This window comes from Streptomyces sp. NPDC096136, assembly GCF_044763325.1.
Lineage (GTDB): Bacteria > Actinomycetota > Actinomycetes > Streptomycetales > Streptomycetaceae > Streptomyces.
In genome coordinates this window covers 244,014-258,413 of sequence record NZ_JBIWFZ010000001.1, presented here as the reverse complement: position 1 = coordinate 258,413, position 14,400 = coordinate 244,014, and the positions used below count along the sequence as shown (strand labels likewise).

At 74.6% G+C, this 14,400-nt stretch carries 16 protein-coding genes; 6 read left to right on the top strand and 10 right to left on the bottom strand.

Translation table 11 applies throughout. The features are described 5' to 3' along the window. The first annotated feature begins 109 nt into the window (after positions 1-109). The 3 genes from ACIRBY_RS01155 to ACIRBY_RS01145 all read left to right on the top strand — a co-directional run bounded on the left by ACIRBY_RS01155 (position 110) and on the right by ACIRBY_RS01145 (position 3,653). Positions 110-778: a CBS domain-containing protein gene (locus ACIRBY_RS01155; RefSeq protein ID WP_403894198.1), complete on the top strand. Its 669-nt coding sequence runs from the start codon at positions 110-112 to the stop codon at positions 776-778. A gap of 40 nt (positions 779-818) precedes the next feature. Next, positions 819-1,814, top strand: a complete 996-nt coding sequence (locus ACIRBY_RS01150) for an Acg family FMN-binding oxidoreductase (protein WP_403894196.1) — start codon at positions 819-821, stop codon at positions 1,812-1,814. A gap of 156 nt (positions 1,815-1,970) precedes the next feature. Beyond that, on the top strand, positions 1,971-3,653 hold the full coding sequence (locus tag ACIRBY_RS01145; protein WP_403894193.1) for a GAF domain-containing protein: 1,683 nt from the start codon (positions 1,971-1,973) through the stop codon (positions 3,651-3,653). A gap of 100 nt (positions 3,654-3,753) precedes the next feature. Here ACIRBY_RS01145 and ACIRBY_RS01140 read toward each other — a convergent pair whose 3' ends face one another. Together ACIRBY_RS01140 and ACIRBY_RS01135 are read right to left on the bottom strand one after the other, a co-directional pair. Next, positions 3,754-4,242 carry a pyridoxamine 5'-phosphate oxidase family protein gene (locus tag ACIRBY_RS01140; protein ID WP_403894187.1) on the bottom strand — a complete coding sequence of 163 codons (489 nt, stop codon included), beginning with the start codon at positions 4,240-4,242 and terminating at the stop codon, positions 3,754-3,756. A 34-nt stretch (positions 4,243-4,276) separates the two neighbouring features. Continuing rightward, positions 4,277-4,603 carry an STAS domain-containing protein gene (locus ACIRBY_RS01135; protein WP_403894184.1) on the bottom strand — a complete coding sequence of 109 codons (327 nt, stop codon included), beginning with the start codon at positions 4,601-4,603 and terminating at the stop codon, positions 4,277-4,279. A 252-nt stretch (positions 4,604-4,855) separates the two neighbouring features. Here ACIRBY_RS01135 and ACIRBY_RS01130 point away from each other — a divergent pair, with 252 nt between their 5' ends. Both ACIRBY_RS01130 and ACIRBY_RS01125 read left to right on the top strand, forming a co-directional pair. Beyond that, positions 4,856-5,569: a response regulator gene (locus ACIRBY_RS01130; RefSeq protein WP_403894182.1), complete on the top strand. Its 714-nt coding sequence runs from the start codon at positions 4,856-4,858 to the stop codon at positions 5,567-5,569. Positions 5,570-5,772: 203 nt separating this feature from the next. Continuing rightward, entirely contained in the window at positions 5,773-8,142 is a 2,370-nt protein-coding gene (locus ACIRBY_RS01125; RefSeq protein WP_403894180.1) for a phosphoketolase, read from the top strand. Between the two features lie 28 nt (positions 8,143-8,170). Here ACIRBY_RS01125 and ACIRBY_RS01120 read toward each other — a convergent pair whose 3' ends face one another. Then, on the bottom strand, positions 8,171-8,743 hold the full coding sequence (locus ACIRBY_RS01120; RefSeq protein WP_403894177.1) for a TetR/AcrR family transcriptional regulator: 573 nt from the start codon (positions 8,741-8,743) through the stop codon (positions 8,171-8,173). A 208-nt stretch (positions 8,744-8,951) separates the two neighbouring features. Here ACIRBY_RS01120 and ACIRBY_RS01115 point away from each other — a divergent pair, with 208 nt between their 5' ends. Further along, entirely contained in the window at positions 8,952-9,329 is a 378-nt protein-coding gene (locus ACIRBY_RS01115; protein ID WP_403894175.1) for an amphi-Trp domain-containing protein, read from the top strand. 11 nt (positions 9,330-9,340) lie between these two features. Here the strand turns inward: ACIRBY_RS01115 and ACIRBY_RS01110 are convergent, their stop codons facing one another. The 7 genes from ACIRBY_RS01110 to ACIRBY_RS01080 form a co-directional block, all read right to left on the bottom strand. Then, positions 9,341-10,372: a CorA family divalent cation transporter gene (locus tag ACIRBY_RS01110; RefSeq protein WP_403894173.1), complete on the bottom strand. Its 1,032-nt coding sequence runs from the start codon at positions 10,370-10,372 to the stop codon at positions 9,341-9,343. Between the two features lie 38 nt (positions 10,373-10,410). Beyond that, the gene (locus tag ACIRBY_RS01105) at positions 10,411-10,686 is read right to left on the bottom strand and encodes an isoamylase early set domain-containing protein (protein ID WP_403894170.1); all 276 of its coding nucleotides are present in this window, start codon (positions 10,684-10,686) and stop codon (positions 10,411-10,413) included. 114 nt (positions 10,687-10,800) lie between these two features. Beyond that, a complete protein-coding gene (locus ACIRBY_RS01100) occupies positions 10,801-11,637 on the bottom strand; it encodes a class II glutamine amidotransferase (RefSeq protein WP_403894167.1) in 837 nt (278 codons plus the stop codon). A 128-nt stretch (positions 11,638-11,765) separates the two neighbouring features. Further along, positions 11,766-12,044 (bottom strand): SHOCT domain-containing protein, encoded by a 279-nt coding sequence (locus ACIRBY_RS01095; protein ID WP_403894165.1) that lies wholly within the window; start codon positions 12,042-12,044, stop codon positions 11,766-11,768. Positions 12,045-12,120: 76 nt separating this feature from the next. After that, positions 12,121-12,543, bottom strand: coding sequence for a DUF6325 family protein (locus ACIRBY_RS01090; RefSeq protein WP_403895225.1), 423 nt, complete (start codon positions 12,541-12,543; stop codon positions 12,121-12,123). A gap of 128 nt (positions 12,544-12,671) precedes the next feature. Then, a complete protein-coding gene (locus tag ACIRBY_RS01085; protein ID WP_403894162.1) occupies positions 12,672-13,376 on the bottom strand; it encodes a hypothetical protein in 705 nt (234 codons plus the stop codon). Next, positions 13,364-14,284, bottom strand: a complete 921-nt coding sequence (locus ACIRBY_RS01080; protein WP_403894159.1) for an aldose 1-epimerase family protein — start codon at positions 14,282-14,284, stop codon at positions 13,364-13,366. The genes ACIRBY_RS01085 and ACIRBY_RS01080 overlap by 13 nt, the downstream gene beginning before the upstream one ends. Between the last annotated feature and the right edge of the window lie 116 nt (positions 14,285-14,400).

The following is a 14,400-nucleotide window of genomic DNA, read 5'->3' as shown; positions in this document are numbered from 1 at the left end:
CCGTTCGGCCCTCGCTCCGCACGCCGCACCGGCGGAAGGTGAGGGTCACACCCCATCCGACACCAGCCGCCGACCCGGCAGAGCACGGCCCGGCGGAGCGGGAGGCACCGTGAACCAGATCAAAGTGGCGGACCTGATGTCCGACGAGGTCGTCTCCGCCGCCCCCGGCACCACCGTCAAGGACATCGTGAAACTGCTCGCCCAGTACGACATCAGCGGGATCCCCGTCCTGGACGAAGAGGACCGCGTCCTGGGCGTCGTCTCTCAGACGGACGTACTGGCACGCGCCGCACCGCTCTGCGCCGGAGCCCCCGGGCACGACGGGGACGGGGAGCTGCCGCCGACGGCGGGCACCATCATGTCCTCCCCCGCCGTGACCGTCCGCGCCGAGGAGACGGCCGCCGACGCCGCCCGGCTGATGACGCGGCGCGGCATCGAGCGCCTGCCCGTGGTGGACGTGGAGGACCGGCTCGTCGGCATCGTCACCCGCCGGGACCTGCTGCGCATGTTCCTGCGGCCCGACACCGAGATCCGCCGGCGGGTCCGGGAGGTCCTGGAGGACGTGCTGGACGTGCCGGCCGGGGACGTCGAGGTGCACGTGGTGGACGGGATCGTGACGCTGGAGGGCCGCCTGCCCGACCGCAGCCCGCTCCCGCTCCTGCTGGGCCTCGTCGAGCGGATCGACGGGGTGGTGGCCGTGGCCCCGCGCCTCGCCGCCCGCTCCGAGGACGCGCAGGGCAGCGGGACCGGCCGCTCCCCCCAGGCGATGCCGTGGTGACGCACCGGGACCCCCACGGACCACAGACAGGACCAGTGCCATGACCACAGCCCACGTCGACGCCGCGACGGCCGCACTGCTCGTCGGCGACGCCGTCACCGCCCCCTCCATGCACAACGCCCAGCCCTGGCGGTTTGTCCTGCGCCCGGACCGCGGCGCCCTCGCCCTTTACGGCGACCCGCGGCGGGCCATGACGCGGACCGACCCCGACCACCGCGCGCTCCACCTCGGGTGTGCCGCGGCCCTGTTCAACCTGCGCGTGTCCGCGGCCCGCCACCGGCTCGGCGCCCGGGTGGACCTGCTGCCCGACGCCTCCGACCCCTGGCTGCTGGCCACGGTCGCCTTCGACGGGACGTACGCCGACGACGAGGGCCGGGAGCTGGCCGCGCTGCACGGCGCGCTGCGGCGCCGGCACACCAGCCGGTACCCGTTCGGCGACGAGCCCGTGCCGTCCGCGATCCTGGACGGGCTCCGGGCGGCCGCCCGGCTCGAAGGCTGCCGGCTGGCCGTCCCCGACGTCTGGCACGCCGACACCGTGCTCTCCCTGGTACGCGACGCGGAGCACCGCGAGGAGCTGGACCCGGCGGTCCGGGCGGAGACGGCCGCCTGGACCGGCGCCGCGCCGGACGGGGCAGGCGTGCGCCGCGACGGCGTTCCCGCCGCGGCCTTCGGCCCGCGCGCCTCCGGCGGCCCGGCGCCCGTCCGCGACTTCGGCCGGGCCACCCCGGTGCCCGACCGCGGCTGGGCGGTGTTCGAGGAGCGGCCGCAGCTCGCCCTGCTGAGCACACCTGGCGACACCCCCGCCGACTGGCTGCGCGCCGGCCAGGCACTGGAGCGCGTCCTGCTCCAGGCCACCACCGACGGCCTGGCCACCTCGATGACCTCCCAGCCCCTCGAATGGCCGGAGCTGCGCTGGACGGTCCGCGACCCGCTGGCCGCCACGGGCCACATCCAGATGGTCCTGCGCCTCGGCTACGGCCCCGCGGGGGCCGACACCCCGCGCCGGCCGGTGGCGGAGGTCCTGGAGACCGGGTGAGGCATCCCCGCGGCCCCGCCGCGGGCGGGCGCCCGCAACGACGCCCGCCGGGCCTCCGCGAATCGATACGCTGACCGTGGTCATGCCGGAACAACGGGTGGGCAATCGGAGGTCGGACGCGTGGGTGTGGGGGATCCGTTGACTCGGGTACCGCGGATGCGGCTGGACGAGCTGCTGGACGAGCTCCAGGTGCGCATCGACGAGGTGCGCGGCACCCGGGACCGGGTGCACAGCCTGCTGGAGGCCGTCGTGTCGGTCGGGCGGCAGCTGGACCTCTCCCAGGTGCTGCGCCGGATCGTGGAGGCGGCGGCGCTGCTGGTGGACGCCGAGTACGGGGCCCTGGGCGTGATCGGCCCCGACGGCCGCACGCTGGCGCAGTTCCTGACGGTGGGGCTGAGCGACGAGGAGATCTCCGCGATCGGCCCGCTGCCGGCCGGCCACGGCCTGCTCGGCGAGGTCATCCACCACCCGGAGCCGCTGCGCCTCACCGACCTCGGGGCGCACTCCTCCTCGTACGGGTTCCCGGCCCACCACCCGCCCATGCGCACCTTCCTCGGCGTGCCGATCCGCGTCCGCGACGAGGTGTTCGGGAACCTCTACCTGACCGACAAGCGGGGCGGCGTCGACTTCGACACCGAGGACGAGACCGTGATCTCCACCCTCTCGGTGGCCGCCGGCGTGGCGATCGACAACGCGCGGCTCTACGAGGGGGCCCAGCGCCAGCAGCTGTGGCTCCGGGCGAACGCGGAGATCACCGAGAGCCTGCTGTCGGGCAGTTCGCGCCCGGCGGTGCTGGAACTCATCGCCCGCCGCGCCCAGGAGATCACCGCGGCCCGGCTGGCGCACGTCGCCGTGCCGGTCGCCGGTGTCGACGGCCTGGTCGTGGAGTTCGCGGCCGGCGCGGACGGGACCGGGTGCCAGGGACTGGTGGTCCCCTTCGAGGGCACGCTCTCCGGGGCCGCGCACCGCGCGGGCAAGCCGGTGACGGCGATGCAGGTCTCGGGGGACGGCCTCTATCCGGCGCAGGCGCGGGGGCGGGAGGCGCTGGGGCCCGCCGTGGCGGTGCCGTTGGGCACCGCGGGCGGGGAGAGCCGGGGCGTCCTGCTGCTGTCGCGGCCGGCCGGGGACCCGGCGTTCGGCGAGGGGGAGCTGGAGCCGCTCGTCGCCTTCGCGGGGCAGGCGGCGCTCGCCCTGGAGCTGGCGGAACGGCGCCGGGACGCCGAGCAGATAGCCCTGTTGGAAGAACGCGACCGGATCGCCCGCGACCTGCACGACCTGGCCATCCAGCGGCTCTTCGCCACCGGTATGACCCTGCAGAGCGCCGCCCGGCTCGTGGAGCACGAGGGGGCCGCCGAGCGGGTCGGCCGGGCGGTCGACGACCTGGACGAGACCATCAAGATCATCCGGTCCACGATCTTCGGGCTGCGCACCAAGGACCGCGAGGGCGGCCCCGGGCTGCGGGCGCGCGCCGCCCGTGCCGTCGGCGACGCGGCCGTCTCCCTCGGCCATCCGCCGCGCCTGAGCATGGAAGGGCTGCTCGACACCGACGTCCCCGCGCCGATCGCCGACCACGTGGTGGCGGCGCTGGGCGAGCTCCTGAGCAACGCGGCCCGCCACGCGCGGGCGACCCGGGTGGGGGTGACCCTCAGGGCGGGCCTGGGCGAGATCGTGCTGACCGTCTCCGACAACGGCACGGGCATCGCGCCCCAGGGCCGCAGGAGCGGTCTGCGCAACCTCGACGAGCGGGCCCGGGGCGTGGGCGGGACCTTCACCGTCGAGAACCCCGAGGAGGGGGGCAGCCGGCTCGTGTGGCGGGCGCCGCTCCCCGGCGGCGCCTGAGGTCGGAACCCGCGGCCGGACGGGCGGGTGCCAGACGCGCAGCGCCCGGCCGGACCGGGACGGCGTCAGACGCGCAGCGCCCGGCCGGACCGGGACGGCGTCAGACGGGCAGCGCGCGGGCGGCCGACGGCGCGGCCTCCAGCCGGAAGCCGGTGACCAGGTCCGGGCGGATGCGCAGGGTGCCCGCCATGGGCCGCCCCACCCACGGGCACAGCAGCTCCGCGTACCGGTCGGCTTCCTCGGGCTCGGTCACCGGACGCACGTAGCCGGTGACGACGACGCTCCAGCCCAGGTGGGTCTCGGGGTCGATGGCGTCCGCCTCGTACGCCACCACCACGCCGGGGACGTCGGCGGGGGCCGCCAGGGAGGCGAGCGCGCCGCCTCCGTGGATCCGGATGATGACGTCCCCGCCGTCGACGAGGTGGTTCACCGGCCGGACGGCCGGCAGCGCGTGCCGGGTGAAGACGATGCGGCCCAGCGACACCGTGGCGAGGAGCTCCAGGGCCTCGGCCCTGTCCAGCTCCCGCATGTGCCGGACGGCCGTCGCGCGCGTCCGGCGGGCGGGCCGGCGCAGGGCTTCCTGGTCCATGGTGCGCACCTCCGTCCGGCGCGGGCGCCGGTGGTCACGAGACGACGAGCTTCAGGTCGCGGTCGGCGCCGAGCACCCGTATGGACTTGGCGACCAGGGGCGGCACGTCGCACAGCAGGAGCCGGGTCCCCGCCACGCGGCAGCGGCAGTCCAGGTGGAGGAAGAGGTCGATGCCCGCGCTGTCGCAGAAGGAGAGGTCGCCGAGGTCCAGGACCAGGCCGCGGTGGTCGGACTCCGCGAGGGCGCACAGGCGCGGCTGCACCAGCCCGGCCGTGTGGAAGTCGAGCTCCCCGGCCAGGGCGACCCGCAGGCCGCGGGCGTCGCGCGCCACGGTCCTCAGGTCGATCAAGGCGGTCGTCATGGCATCCTCCGCGCTGCGTGCGGCCCCGGCGGGCCGTGCCGTTCCCCGTGCGCCACCAGTGCAGCCGGTGCGGTGCTCCCTCCGGAAGGCCCGGCAGGTCCCCCGGACAGGGCCGAAGGTCCCTTCCCCGGGGGTCCGGTCGGTACCGCACCGCCGTGATCAGGGCCGATCGGCCCTGGCCGTTCGGCCCGACGGCCGGGCAGGATTCCGGTGTCCGCGCGTGCGGGCGGACCCAGGCGAAGGAGTTGTGTGATGACCGGCGGCAGCGCCCCCTCCCCCGATGCGGAGCCCATCGGCGTCTTCCTCCTCGACGATCACGAGGTCGTGCGCAGGGGTGTGCACGACCTGCTGGACGCCGAACCCGACCTGACCGTGGTGGGCGAGGCGGGCACGGCCGAACAGGCCCTGGTGCGCATCCCCGCCCTCCGTCCCCGGGTCGCGATCCTGGACGTGCGGCTCCAGGACGGCGACGGGGTGAGCGTCTGCCGTGAACTGCGCTCGCGGATGCCCGACCTGGCCTGCCTGATGCTCACCTCGTTCGACGACGAGGAGGCCCTGCTGGACGCCGTGATGGCGGGCGCCTCGGGCTACGTCCTGAAGCAGATCACCGGGACCGACCTGGTGACCGCCGTGCGGACGGTGGCCGCGGGCCAGTCGATGCTCGACCCCGGCGCGACCGCACGGCTGATGGCGCGCATGCGCGGCGAGGTGCCCGAGGAGGAGCGGGTACCGGGGCTGCCCGGATTCACGGACCGGGAGAAGGAGATCCTCCTCATGGTCAGCGAGGGGCTCACCAACCGGGAGATCGGCAAGCGGCTGTACCTCGCGGAGAAGACCGTGAAGAACATCATCTCGCGGCTCTTCGTCAAGCTCGGGGTGGAGCGGCGCGTGCAGGCCGCCGTGATCGCCAGCCACGCCCTGACCCCGCCCGGCCGGCACCCGGCGCCGGCGCCGCCCGCGGAGTAGGGCCGCCCGTGGGGGCGGCGCCGGCCGGGGGAGGACCGGGCGCCGCCGGGATCCACCCTCTCCGGGTCGGGCGGGTGCGCGAAAGGGCCGACGGTCCCTCCCGGAGGGCCGGTCCTCCCCCTGCGGACCGGGCCCCGCCTGGTGCAGGGTGGGGGCATCGGCCCAGACGACGGACTCCCGGACCCTCACCCGCAGGAGCGGACATGACCGCGTTGACCGCGCACTCGATCTCGGAGCTGGACGCCCACTGGCGCGCCGCCAACTACCTGGCCGCGGGCCAGATCTACCTCATGGACAACCCCCTGCTCGCCGACCCGCTCAGGCCGGAGCACATCAAGCCGAGGCTGCTCGGCCACTGGGGCACCTCCCCCGGCCTGAACCTGGTGTACACCCACCTCAACCGGGTGATCAGGGAGCGCTCGCTGGAGGCCCTGTGCGTCTGGGGTCCCGGACACGGAGGCCCCGCCGTCCTGGCCAACTCCTGGCTGGAGGGGACCTACAGCGAGACCTACCCGGACGTGTCCCGCGACGCCGGCGGCATGGCCCGGCTGTTCCGGCAGTTCTCCTTCCCCGGCGGGGTGCCCAGCCACGTGGCGCCGCAGACACCCGGCTCCATCCACGAGGGCGGGGAGCTGGGGTACTCCCTCGCCCACGCCTACGGGGCCGCCTTCGACCGGCCGGGCCTGCTGGTCGCCTGCGTCATCGGCGACGGCGAGGCGGAGACCGGCCCGCTGGCCGCGTCCTGGCACGCGAACAAGTTCCTCGACCCCGTCCACGACGGGGCCGTCCTGCCCGTCCTGCACCTCAACGGGTACAAGATCGCCAACCCGACGGTGCTGTCCCGGATCCCCGAGTCCGAGCTCGACGCGCTGCTGCGCGGCTACGGCCACGAGCCGCTGTACGTGACGGGCAGCGACCCCGCCCTGGTCCACCGGTCCATGGCCCGCGCGATGGACCAGGCCCTGGACCGCATCGCCGTCATCCAGCGGGAGGCGCGGGCGGCGGGCACCGACCGCGGCCGGGAGTACCCGCGCTGGCCGGTGGTCGTGCTGCGCACGCCCAAGGGCTGGACGGGGCCGGCGGCCGTCGACGGCGATCCGGTCGAGGGCACGTGGCGCTCCCACCAGGTGCCGCTCGCCGGGGTGCGCGAGAACCCCGCGCACCTGCGGCAGCTGGAGGAATGGCTGCGCTCGTACCGGCCGGAGGAGCTCTTCGACTCCGCGGGCCGTCCGAAGCCGCAGGTCCTGGCGTGCGTCCCGGAGGGCGGCCGCCGCCTGGGCGCGGTGCCCTGCGCGAACGGGGGCCGGCTGCTGCGACCGCTGCCGCTGCCCGCGCCCGACGCGCACGCCGTCCCGGTCGACAAGCCGGGCCGCACCCTGCACGAGCCGACCCGGGTGCTCGGGCGCTTCCTCACGCAGGTCATGCGGGACACGGACGGGCGCAGGGACTTCCGGGTCGTCGGGCCCGACGAGACCGCCTCGAACCGGCTGGACGACCTGTACGCGGCCACCGGCAAGGCCTGGCAGGGCGCCACCGAGCCGGTGGACCGGAACCTGGCCCGGGACGGCAGGGTGATGGAGATCCTCTCGGAACACGTCTGCCAGGGCTGGCTGGAGGGATACCTGCTCACCGGCCGCCACGGCCTGTTCTCCACGTACGAGGCCTTCGCCCACATCGTCGACTCGATGGTCGGCCAGCACGTCAAATGGCTCAAGACCGCGCGCGAACTGTCCTGGCGGGCGCCCATCGCCTCCCTCAACTACCTGCTCACCTCGCACGTCTGGCGCCAGGACAACAACGGCTTCTCGCACCAGGACCCCGGGTTCGTCGACCACGTCCTCAACAAGAGCCCCGAGGTCGTACGGGTCTACCTGCCGCCGGACGCCAACACCCTCCTGGCCGTGGCGGACCACGCGCTGCGCAGCCGCGACCGGGTCAACGTGATCGTCGCCGGCAAGCAGCCGTGCTTCGACTGGCTCCCCGCCGACGAGGCCCGCACGCACGTGGCGCGCGGCGCCGGCATCTGGGCGTGGGCGGGCACCGACGACGGCTCCCGCGCGCCGGACGTGGTGCTGGCCTGCGCCGGCGACGTGCCGACCATGGAGGTGCTGGCCGCCGCGGCCCTGCTGCGCGAGCACCTGTCCTCGCTGGCCGTTCGCGTCGTCAACGTGGTCGACATCGCCCGCCTCATGCCCCACGAGGAACACCCGCACGGCATGACGGACACCGAGTACGACGCCCTCTTCACCACCGACCGGCCGGTGGTCTTCGCCTACCACGGCTATCCGTGGCTCATCCACCGGCTCGCCTACCGCCGCAGGGGCCATGCGCAGCTGCACGTCCGCGGGTACAAGGAGTCCGGGACGACCACGACCCCGTTCGACATGGTGGTCCGCAACGGCATGGACCGCTACCGGCTGGTCATGGACGTGATCGACCGGGTCCCGGGCCTCGCGGGCCGCGCCGAGCACCTGCGCCAGGCCATGGCCGACCGGCACATCCGCCACCACGACTGGATCCGCGAGCACGGCACGGACCTCCCGGAGGTCGCCGACTGGTCCTGGCCGTACTGAGCCGCTCCGCCCGCGGCGGGGCGGCCGGTCAGCCGGCGGGCCAGGTGCGCAGCAGGGCGTCGAGGGCGTCGACGATGCGCTCCCAGCTCGTCTGGCTGTCCGGGGGGCTGTGGCTGAAGCCGCCGGTCCCCTCCAGGCTGACGTAGCCGTGGAAGACGCTGCCGAGCATGCGGACGGCGTGGGTCTCCTCCGGTTCGGCCAGGTCGTAGCCGCGCAGGATGGCACGGGTCATCCGGGCGTGCCGTACGCCGGCGCTCGCCAGGGCGGTCGCGGTGTCCAGCGGGAACCGGGTCGCGGCGTAGCGGCCCGGGTGCTGTCGGGCGTAGTCCCTCAGGGCGTCGGCGTACGCCCTGAGGGCGTCCTTGCCGGAGCGTCCGGCGAGGGCGTCGGCGGCCCGGTCGGCGAGCTCCTCCAGGCAGGCCAGCGCGATGCGGGTCTTCAGGTCCTGGGAGTTGCGCAGGTGGGAGTACAGGCTCGCGACCTTGACGTCGAACCTCCGGGCGAGTTCCGAGAGCGTCACCCGCTCGAAGCCGATCTCGTCCGCCAGCTCCACCCCGGCACGTACGAGCCGGTCCGCCGTGAGCCCCGCACGCCGTGCCATGGCGCCTCCTCCTCGAAGTCCACCTAAAACGCATCGGGATTCCCTAAAGCATATAGGCGGGCTGGGCGGCCGGACGGCCGCTCCCGTCCGGGCCCCGGCGGGAGCGTCACCCCACGGGACCCGCGGGCCGTGCGGGATGCCGGCCGGAACCGGACCATGGCAGGTGTACGACCCGTTCGGTCGGACGCGCCGTTCCCCGGAGGAAGCCATGAAGGACCTCAAGTTCGAACAGAAGCGCTCGATGACCCGTGCCGAGGCCGCCGACCAGCTCGCGGGGCTCGCCCGGGCGCTGCGCGAGGGCGGGGAGGCCGAGGTCGAGCTGGGCACGGGCACGCTGAGCCTGCGGGTCCCCGACGAGCTCCGCAGCGAGGTGGAGATCGAGGTGGACGGGGACGAGATCGAGCTGGAGATCGAGCTGAAGTGGACCACGGGCCGGCCCCGCACGGCCGCCCGCACGGCCGCCGCCCGCGCGCCGGAGCCCGAGCCGGAACCGCGTCCGGCCCCCGCCGCGGCGACCGCGTCCGCCCGGACCCGGAAGACCGCCGCGACGGCCAAGCCCCGGCGCTCCACCGCCAAGCGCGCCTGAGCGGGGCCCGGCTAGTCGTCCTCGCGCAGCCTGCGCCAGACGCGGGTGCGATGCAGCACGTAGAGGCAGCCGGCGAGGACCAGCAGCTGGAGGCCGACGGCGAGCAGCCAGAACTCCTCGCGGCTCTCCATGCTGTCCGTCAGGAACGTGAAGTTCATGCCGAAGAACCCGGTCAGGAACGACAGCGGCAGGAAGACCACCGACACGATCGCCAGCCGGTTGATCACGCCGTTCTGTTCGCCGGCACTGAGCGAGGCGTGGCTGGCGAACGCCCGGCGGGTGGCCTCCTTGAGGGACTCGATGTCCGCGAGCACCAGCCGTCCCCTGGTCTGGAACTCCTGGGCGAGCCGTCGCCGCTCCTGCGGGAAGGCGGGACTCAGCATCCGCCGGGTGAGGACCTCGTCGGCCACGTCCAGGAAGGGCCGCAGGAAGTGGTGCAGCTGCGCGGACCGCCGGCGCAGCCGCGCCAGCCGGTAGAGCTGTTCGGGCCGGCGCTCCTCGAACATGGCGTCCTCGATCGCCTCGGCCTCCAGCAGGGCCTGCACGGCGGCCCGGCGGAAGGTGCCCAGCGCCTCGCCGAGCAGGAAGAAGAGCACGGCCACGGTGTCGTCCGCCTCCTGCCGCTCCAGCCTCTCGGTGAAGTCCCGCGCCTGTTCGCCCCGGCCCCGGTGCACCGTGATCAGGAAGCGCTCGGTCACCAGCACGTGGAAGTGGACGATCTGCTCCCCGCGGACCAGCGGTACGACGAGGCCCGACCGGTCGCCCAGGTACTCGGCGCGCGGCTGCTCCCCCGCCCGGCCGAACCAGTCCAGTCCCTCGAAGTCCAGGCCCAGCCGGTCGGCTACCGACTCCTCGTCCCCCGGCTCCTGCGCCGGCTCCTCCCCCACCTCCACCTCCGCCGACGCCGCCCCCTCCGGACGTTCCTCCTCCGGAAGCTCCACGTCGACGAGCAGGAAGGGGTCGGCGGCCAGCCGCGCGCGCACCTCCGCCACATCGGGGCAGGTGATGCGCATCTCGGGCATCGACACCACCGTCAGCTTCATCGCACCCGTCCTGTCCCCCGGGTCCGTCCGCTCGCCGGTCAGGTGTGGAGCCGGCCGTTGGCGCCGTCGTGGCCGTCGGCCTGCTCGTCGTCGAACCAGTAGTCACCGGCCGCCAGATAGCGGAAGGAGTGGCTCCCGCGGGTGGGCAGGGCGACCGTCGCGGCGCGGGTGCCGTCACCGCGGGGCGTGAGGGGGTGCGTGGAGGGGTTCCACTGGTTGAAGTCACCCACCACGCTGACCGGCCCGTCGGGGGCGCCCTCCGGGAGGACGAAGGTGACCTGCGTACGGCCCTCGAGCTGTTGGCGTTCCAGCACGGACGACTCCCGACGGTGAGCTGGCAGAGGCCATGCACGGTCGCACGGCCCGCCCCTCCCCGGCGCCGCACACGCCGGGAACGGACCCGCCGTCACCCGCCCGGCTGCGGGGCGTCAGGCGGCCGGGACGAACGGGTGGAGCGAGTCGTCGCCCCGGCGCACCACGCCGTAGCTGTGCTCGGGCACCTCGTTCCAGGCCCCGGGGAGGTCCCCCAGGGGCTCCGAGACCACGAGCCGGGTCTCGTCGGACAGCTCCTGGAGGAAGGACATGTCGGGGTGCAGCGCGCGCAGGGAGTCCACCCGGGTGCTGTAGTAGAGCGACCGGGCGGCGCCCCCGCTGGCGTAGCGGAACGCCCACAGCGCCTCGCCGTCCGTGACGGCGACCGTCATCTGCATCGGGTTCCCGATCCCGTGCGCGCGGCCGGTGCGCTCCACGAGGCCGACCATCCGGGCCACCGCCCCCGGGGGGTCCTCCTCCAGCCCCAGGGTCAGGGCCAGGTAGAACATCACCTCGGAGTCCGTGGTCCCCTCCATCCCGGGGAAGAGGGAGGGTTCGACCGCCAGGCAGAGTTCCCTGCGCATCTCGTGGAAGCCGGCGATGGCGCCGTTGTGCATCCACAGCCAGCGGCCGTGCCGGAAGGGGTGGCAGTTCGTCTGCTGGACGGCCGTGCCGGTCGAGGCCCTGATGTGGGCGAAGAAGAGCGGGGACGTGACGTGCTGGGCGATCTCCCGCAGGTTCCGGTTGTTCCAGGCGGGACCGACGTCCCGCATCACCGCGGGGGTGTCGATGCCGGACTCCTGCGCGTACCAGCCGATTCCGAAGCCGTCACCGTTGGTCGTCTCGACGCCCAGCCGCGCGTGCAGGCTCTGGTCGATCAGGGAGTGCGCGGGTTTGTAGAGGATGGTGTCGAGGAGCACGGGGGTTCCCGAATAGGCCAGCCACCTGCACATGGTCGATCACCTCTCCGCGGGGACGGGTCGTGGTCCCAGCATGGCCGCGCGGCCGGACGCGCACCTCACCCGCCGGGGGTGAGGTGCGCGTCCGGGACGCCGCCGGGAGCGCCGGCGCGCCGCTGCGGTCAGCCGAGGATCCTGCGCTTCTGCTCCTCGAACTCGGCCTCCGTGAGCACGCCCTGCGCCTTGAGTTCGCCGAGCTGCTTCAGCTCGTCCAGCATGTTCGACCGGTCGGAGGCTGGCGCCGCGGCCGGCTGCGGGGGCGGGGGCGGCGGGGCGGGCTCGGGCTCCGGCTGCTGGGCGGCCCACCGGCCGGCCTGCCGGCGGGACACACGGTTCGAGACCGCGGTCGCGGTTCCCGCGATGACGGCGGTGCGGGCTACGCCGCGGAGGAGTCCTGGCATGGCGGTCCTTCGGTGTCTCTCCCGCCCGCCGGGGGACGGCGGCGGGGTGTCGGCTGTCGGTGGGTGTCCTGCGCGCTCAGGAGTCGGCCTCGGTCGCCTCCAGCGAGGCGAGGATCGCCTGGACGGGGATGCGTCCCGAGGCGACCAGCTGGCCCCCGCCGCGGCGCAGGGCGGCGGCGAGCGGCGCCGCCCAGACGTTCTCGTAGACCAGCAGCCCGGCCGAGCTGCCGGGCTCGATGGCGTGGGCGGCCTCCTCCAGGTCGTCCTGGCCCAGGAGGCCCGACGACGCGCCCTCGAAGACGGCGAGGTCGAGCTCCCCGTCGGCGTCGAGGTCCGCGATCTCCAGCGCGACCACCGAGCCGTCCTGGTCCTTCCTGATGAAGACCAGGTCGAGGATGCGGATGAGACCGCGGTCCACCAGGTCGACGAGCAGGGGGAAGCCCTCACCGGTCATCCGGTTGCCGGGGAACTCCACGACGAGGTAGTCGACGGGGCCCATCTCCTCGATCGGCTCTCGCGTGTCGGCTTCTTCACTCACGGCGTCACCTACGGGTGTTGGCGGTACCCCCCTCAGGGCCATTGCACCACCGGACGCCCGCGGTCGCGACCGGCCGTCCCGGCCGCACCTCAGGCGAGGACGTTGACGGCCCGGGCGATCACGAGGCCCAGGATGACCAGGGAGATGACGGACTGGAGGGTCATGACCAGCTTGGCCCAGGGGGCGAGCGGCATGACGTCGGTGGGGCTCAGCGCGGTCGAATTGGTGAACCCGAGGTAGAAGTAGTCGACGTAGCGGGGGCGCCAGTCCCGGGCGTTCAGTTCGGGACTCAGGTGCTGGGGGAAGGCGAGTGCGGGAGTGCGGGGCATCCCGTGGGCCCGGACGGCCGGACCTCCGCTGTCGAGCTCGAAGTACAGCAGGGAGAAGGCGAGGACGGTGGAGGTCCAGACGCTGCCGCCGGCCAGCAGGAGGGAGGTGGCGGAGTTGGTCTCCTTCCCGCCGTGGAGCAGGTCGTCGATCAGCTGCACGGTGGACCAGAAGGAGCCGCACGCCAGTACGGTGACCAGGGCGATCGACACGGCGCGCAGGGCGTCCGAGCGGCGGCTGATCCGGACGGGGTCGCCGGAGACCAGCGCCACCAGGAGCAGTCCCTCGGCGACGGGGAGCGCCCAGCGGGGCCCCAGGCGCAGGTCGTCGGGCAGGAGCAGGGTCAGTACGGCGGAGGCGAGGACGGCCACGGCCATCGGCCAGCGGGCCTCGCCGTGCCCGCCGGCTTCCGGCTCCGGCTCCGGCTCGGGCGGACGGCCCGCCCGCGCCGGCCTCACTCCCCCCACGGCGTGATCCCCCAGCGGACGGTGTGGTGCGCGCCCGGCGCGAGGCGGACGAGGCCCGTGCCGCTGCGGAAGGCGTCGGGAGGGCAGGTCATGGGCTCGACGGCGACGGCGCGGCGCCGCTCCCCGGGCGGCAGGGTGTCGCCGGTGTAGAGCTGCACCCAGTCGGCGCCCGGCCCGAGCCAGACGTCCGTGCCGAGGGTGCCCGACGGATGGGCCAGGCGGACGACGGCCCGCCCGTCCGCGTCCCGCTCCAGGTCGCCGAAGGGGGTGTCCAGCCGGAGCGGCCCGAGCGCGCGCGGCGCCCGCAGGTCGTACTCCGTCCCGGCGACCGGCTCGGCGCCCACGGGCAGTCCCCGCCCGTCGGTGACCAGCCGCGTCCGTGCGGGCAGGGTCAGTACCGCCTCGTCGACGGACGCGGTGCCCGCCCTGACGTAGGGGTGCTGGCCGAAGCCGTAGGGCGCCGCGTCCGGGCCGAGGTTGCGCGCCGTGACGGCGACTTCGAGGCCGTGCCCGCCCAGGGTGTACGCGGCGCGGACGCCGAGGTGGAAGGGGTAGCCCGGCTGCGGCCGGAGTTCCACGTCGAGCACGGCCCGGTCGCCGCCCTCCTCGGCCACCCGCCAGGGGACCCAGCGGAGCAGTCCGTGGATGGCGTTGCCCGCGGCCGGCTCGGTGAGCGGCAGCCGGAGCTCCCGTCCCTCCCAGGTGTAGCGGCCGTCCCGGATCCGGTTGGGCCACGGCACGAGGATCTGGCCGCGGCCCCCGGTGACCGGCTCCTGTGCGGCGAACCCGTCGATCACGGGGCGTCCGCCGACGGTGTACGAGCGGAGCGCGGCGCCCAGCTCGACGACGACGGCCTCGTGCGCGCCGTGCCGGAGGGTCAGCTGGCGTCCGGTGCGGCTGTCCTGCACGCGTGGCCTCCTCGGTCCGCCCGGCGGCGGTCCGGTGCGCGGGCGTGGTCGTGGCCTGCGGTGGCGGCCCCGGTCAGGAGGATGCGGCCGCGCGCCGGGCCGGTCAAGCGCGACAC

Excerpts from the sequence above, each read along its gene's own strand:
- ACIRBY_RS01150 (WP_403894196.1), top strand. The coding sequence starts at position 819 with ATGACCACAGCCCACGTCGACGCCGCGACGGCCGCACTGCTCGTCGGC.
- ACIRBY_RS01145 (WP_403894193.1), top strand. The coding sequence starts at position 1,971 with ATGCGGCTGGACGAGCTGCTGGACGAGCTCCAGGTGCGCATCGACGAG.
- ACIRBY_RS01140 (WP_403894187.1), bottom strand. The coding sequence starts at position 4,242 with ATGGACCAGGAAGCCCTGCGCCGGCCCGCCCGCCGGACGCGCGCGACG.
- ACIRBY_RS01135 (WP_403894184.1), bottom strand. The coding sequence starts at position 4,603 with ATGACGACCGCCTTGATCGACCTGAGGACCGTGGCGCGCGACGCCCGC.
- ACIRBY_RS01130 (WP_403894182.1), top strand. The coding sequence starts at position 4,856 with ATGACCGGCGGCAGCGCCCCCTCCCCCGATGCGGAGCCCATCGGCGTC.
- ACIRBY_RS01125 (WP_403894180.1), top strand. The coding sequence starts at position 5,773 with ATGACCGCGTTGACCGCGCACTCGATCTCGGAGCTGGACGCCCACTGG.
- ACIRBY_RS01120 (WP_403894177.1), bottom strand. The coding sequence starts at position 8,743 with ATGGCACGGCGTGCGGGGCTCACGGCGGACCGGCTCGTACGTGCCGGG.
- ACIRBY_RS01115 (WP_403894175.1), top strand. The coding sequence starts at position 8,952 with ATGAAGGACCTCAAGTTCGAACAGAAGCGCTCGATGACCCGTGCCGAG.
- ACIRBY_RS01110 (WP_403894173.1), bottom strand. The coding sequence starts at position 10,372 with ATGAAGCTGACGGTGGTGTCGATGCCCGAGATGCGCATCACCTGCCCC.
- ACIRBY_RS01100 (WP_403894167.1), bottom strand. The coding sequence starts at position 11,637 with ATGTGCAGGTGGCTGGCCTATTCGGGAACCCCCGTGCTCCTCGACACC.
- ACIRBY_RS01095 (WP_403894165.1), bottom strand. The coding sequence starts at position 12,044 with ATGCCAGGACTCCTCCGCGGCGTAGCCCGCACCGCCGTCATCGCGGGA.
- ACIRBY_RS01090 (WP_403895225.1), bottom strand. The coding sequence starts at position 12,543 with ATGGGCCCCGTCGACTACCTCGTCGTGGAGTTCCCCGGCAACCGGATG.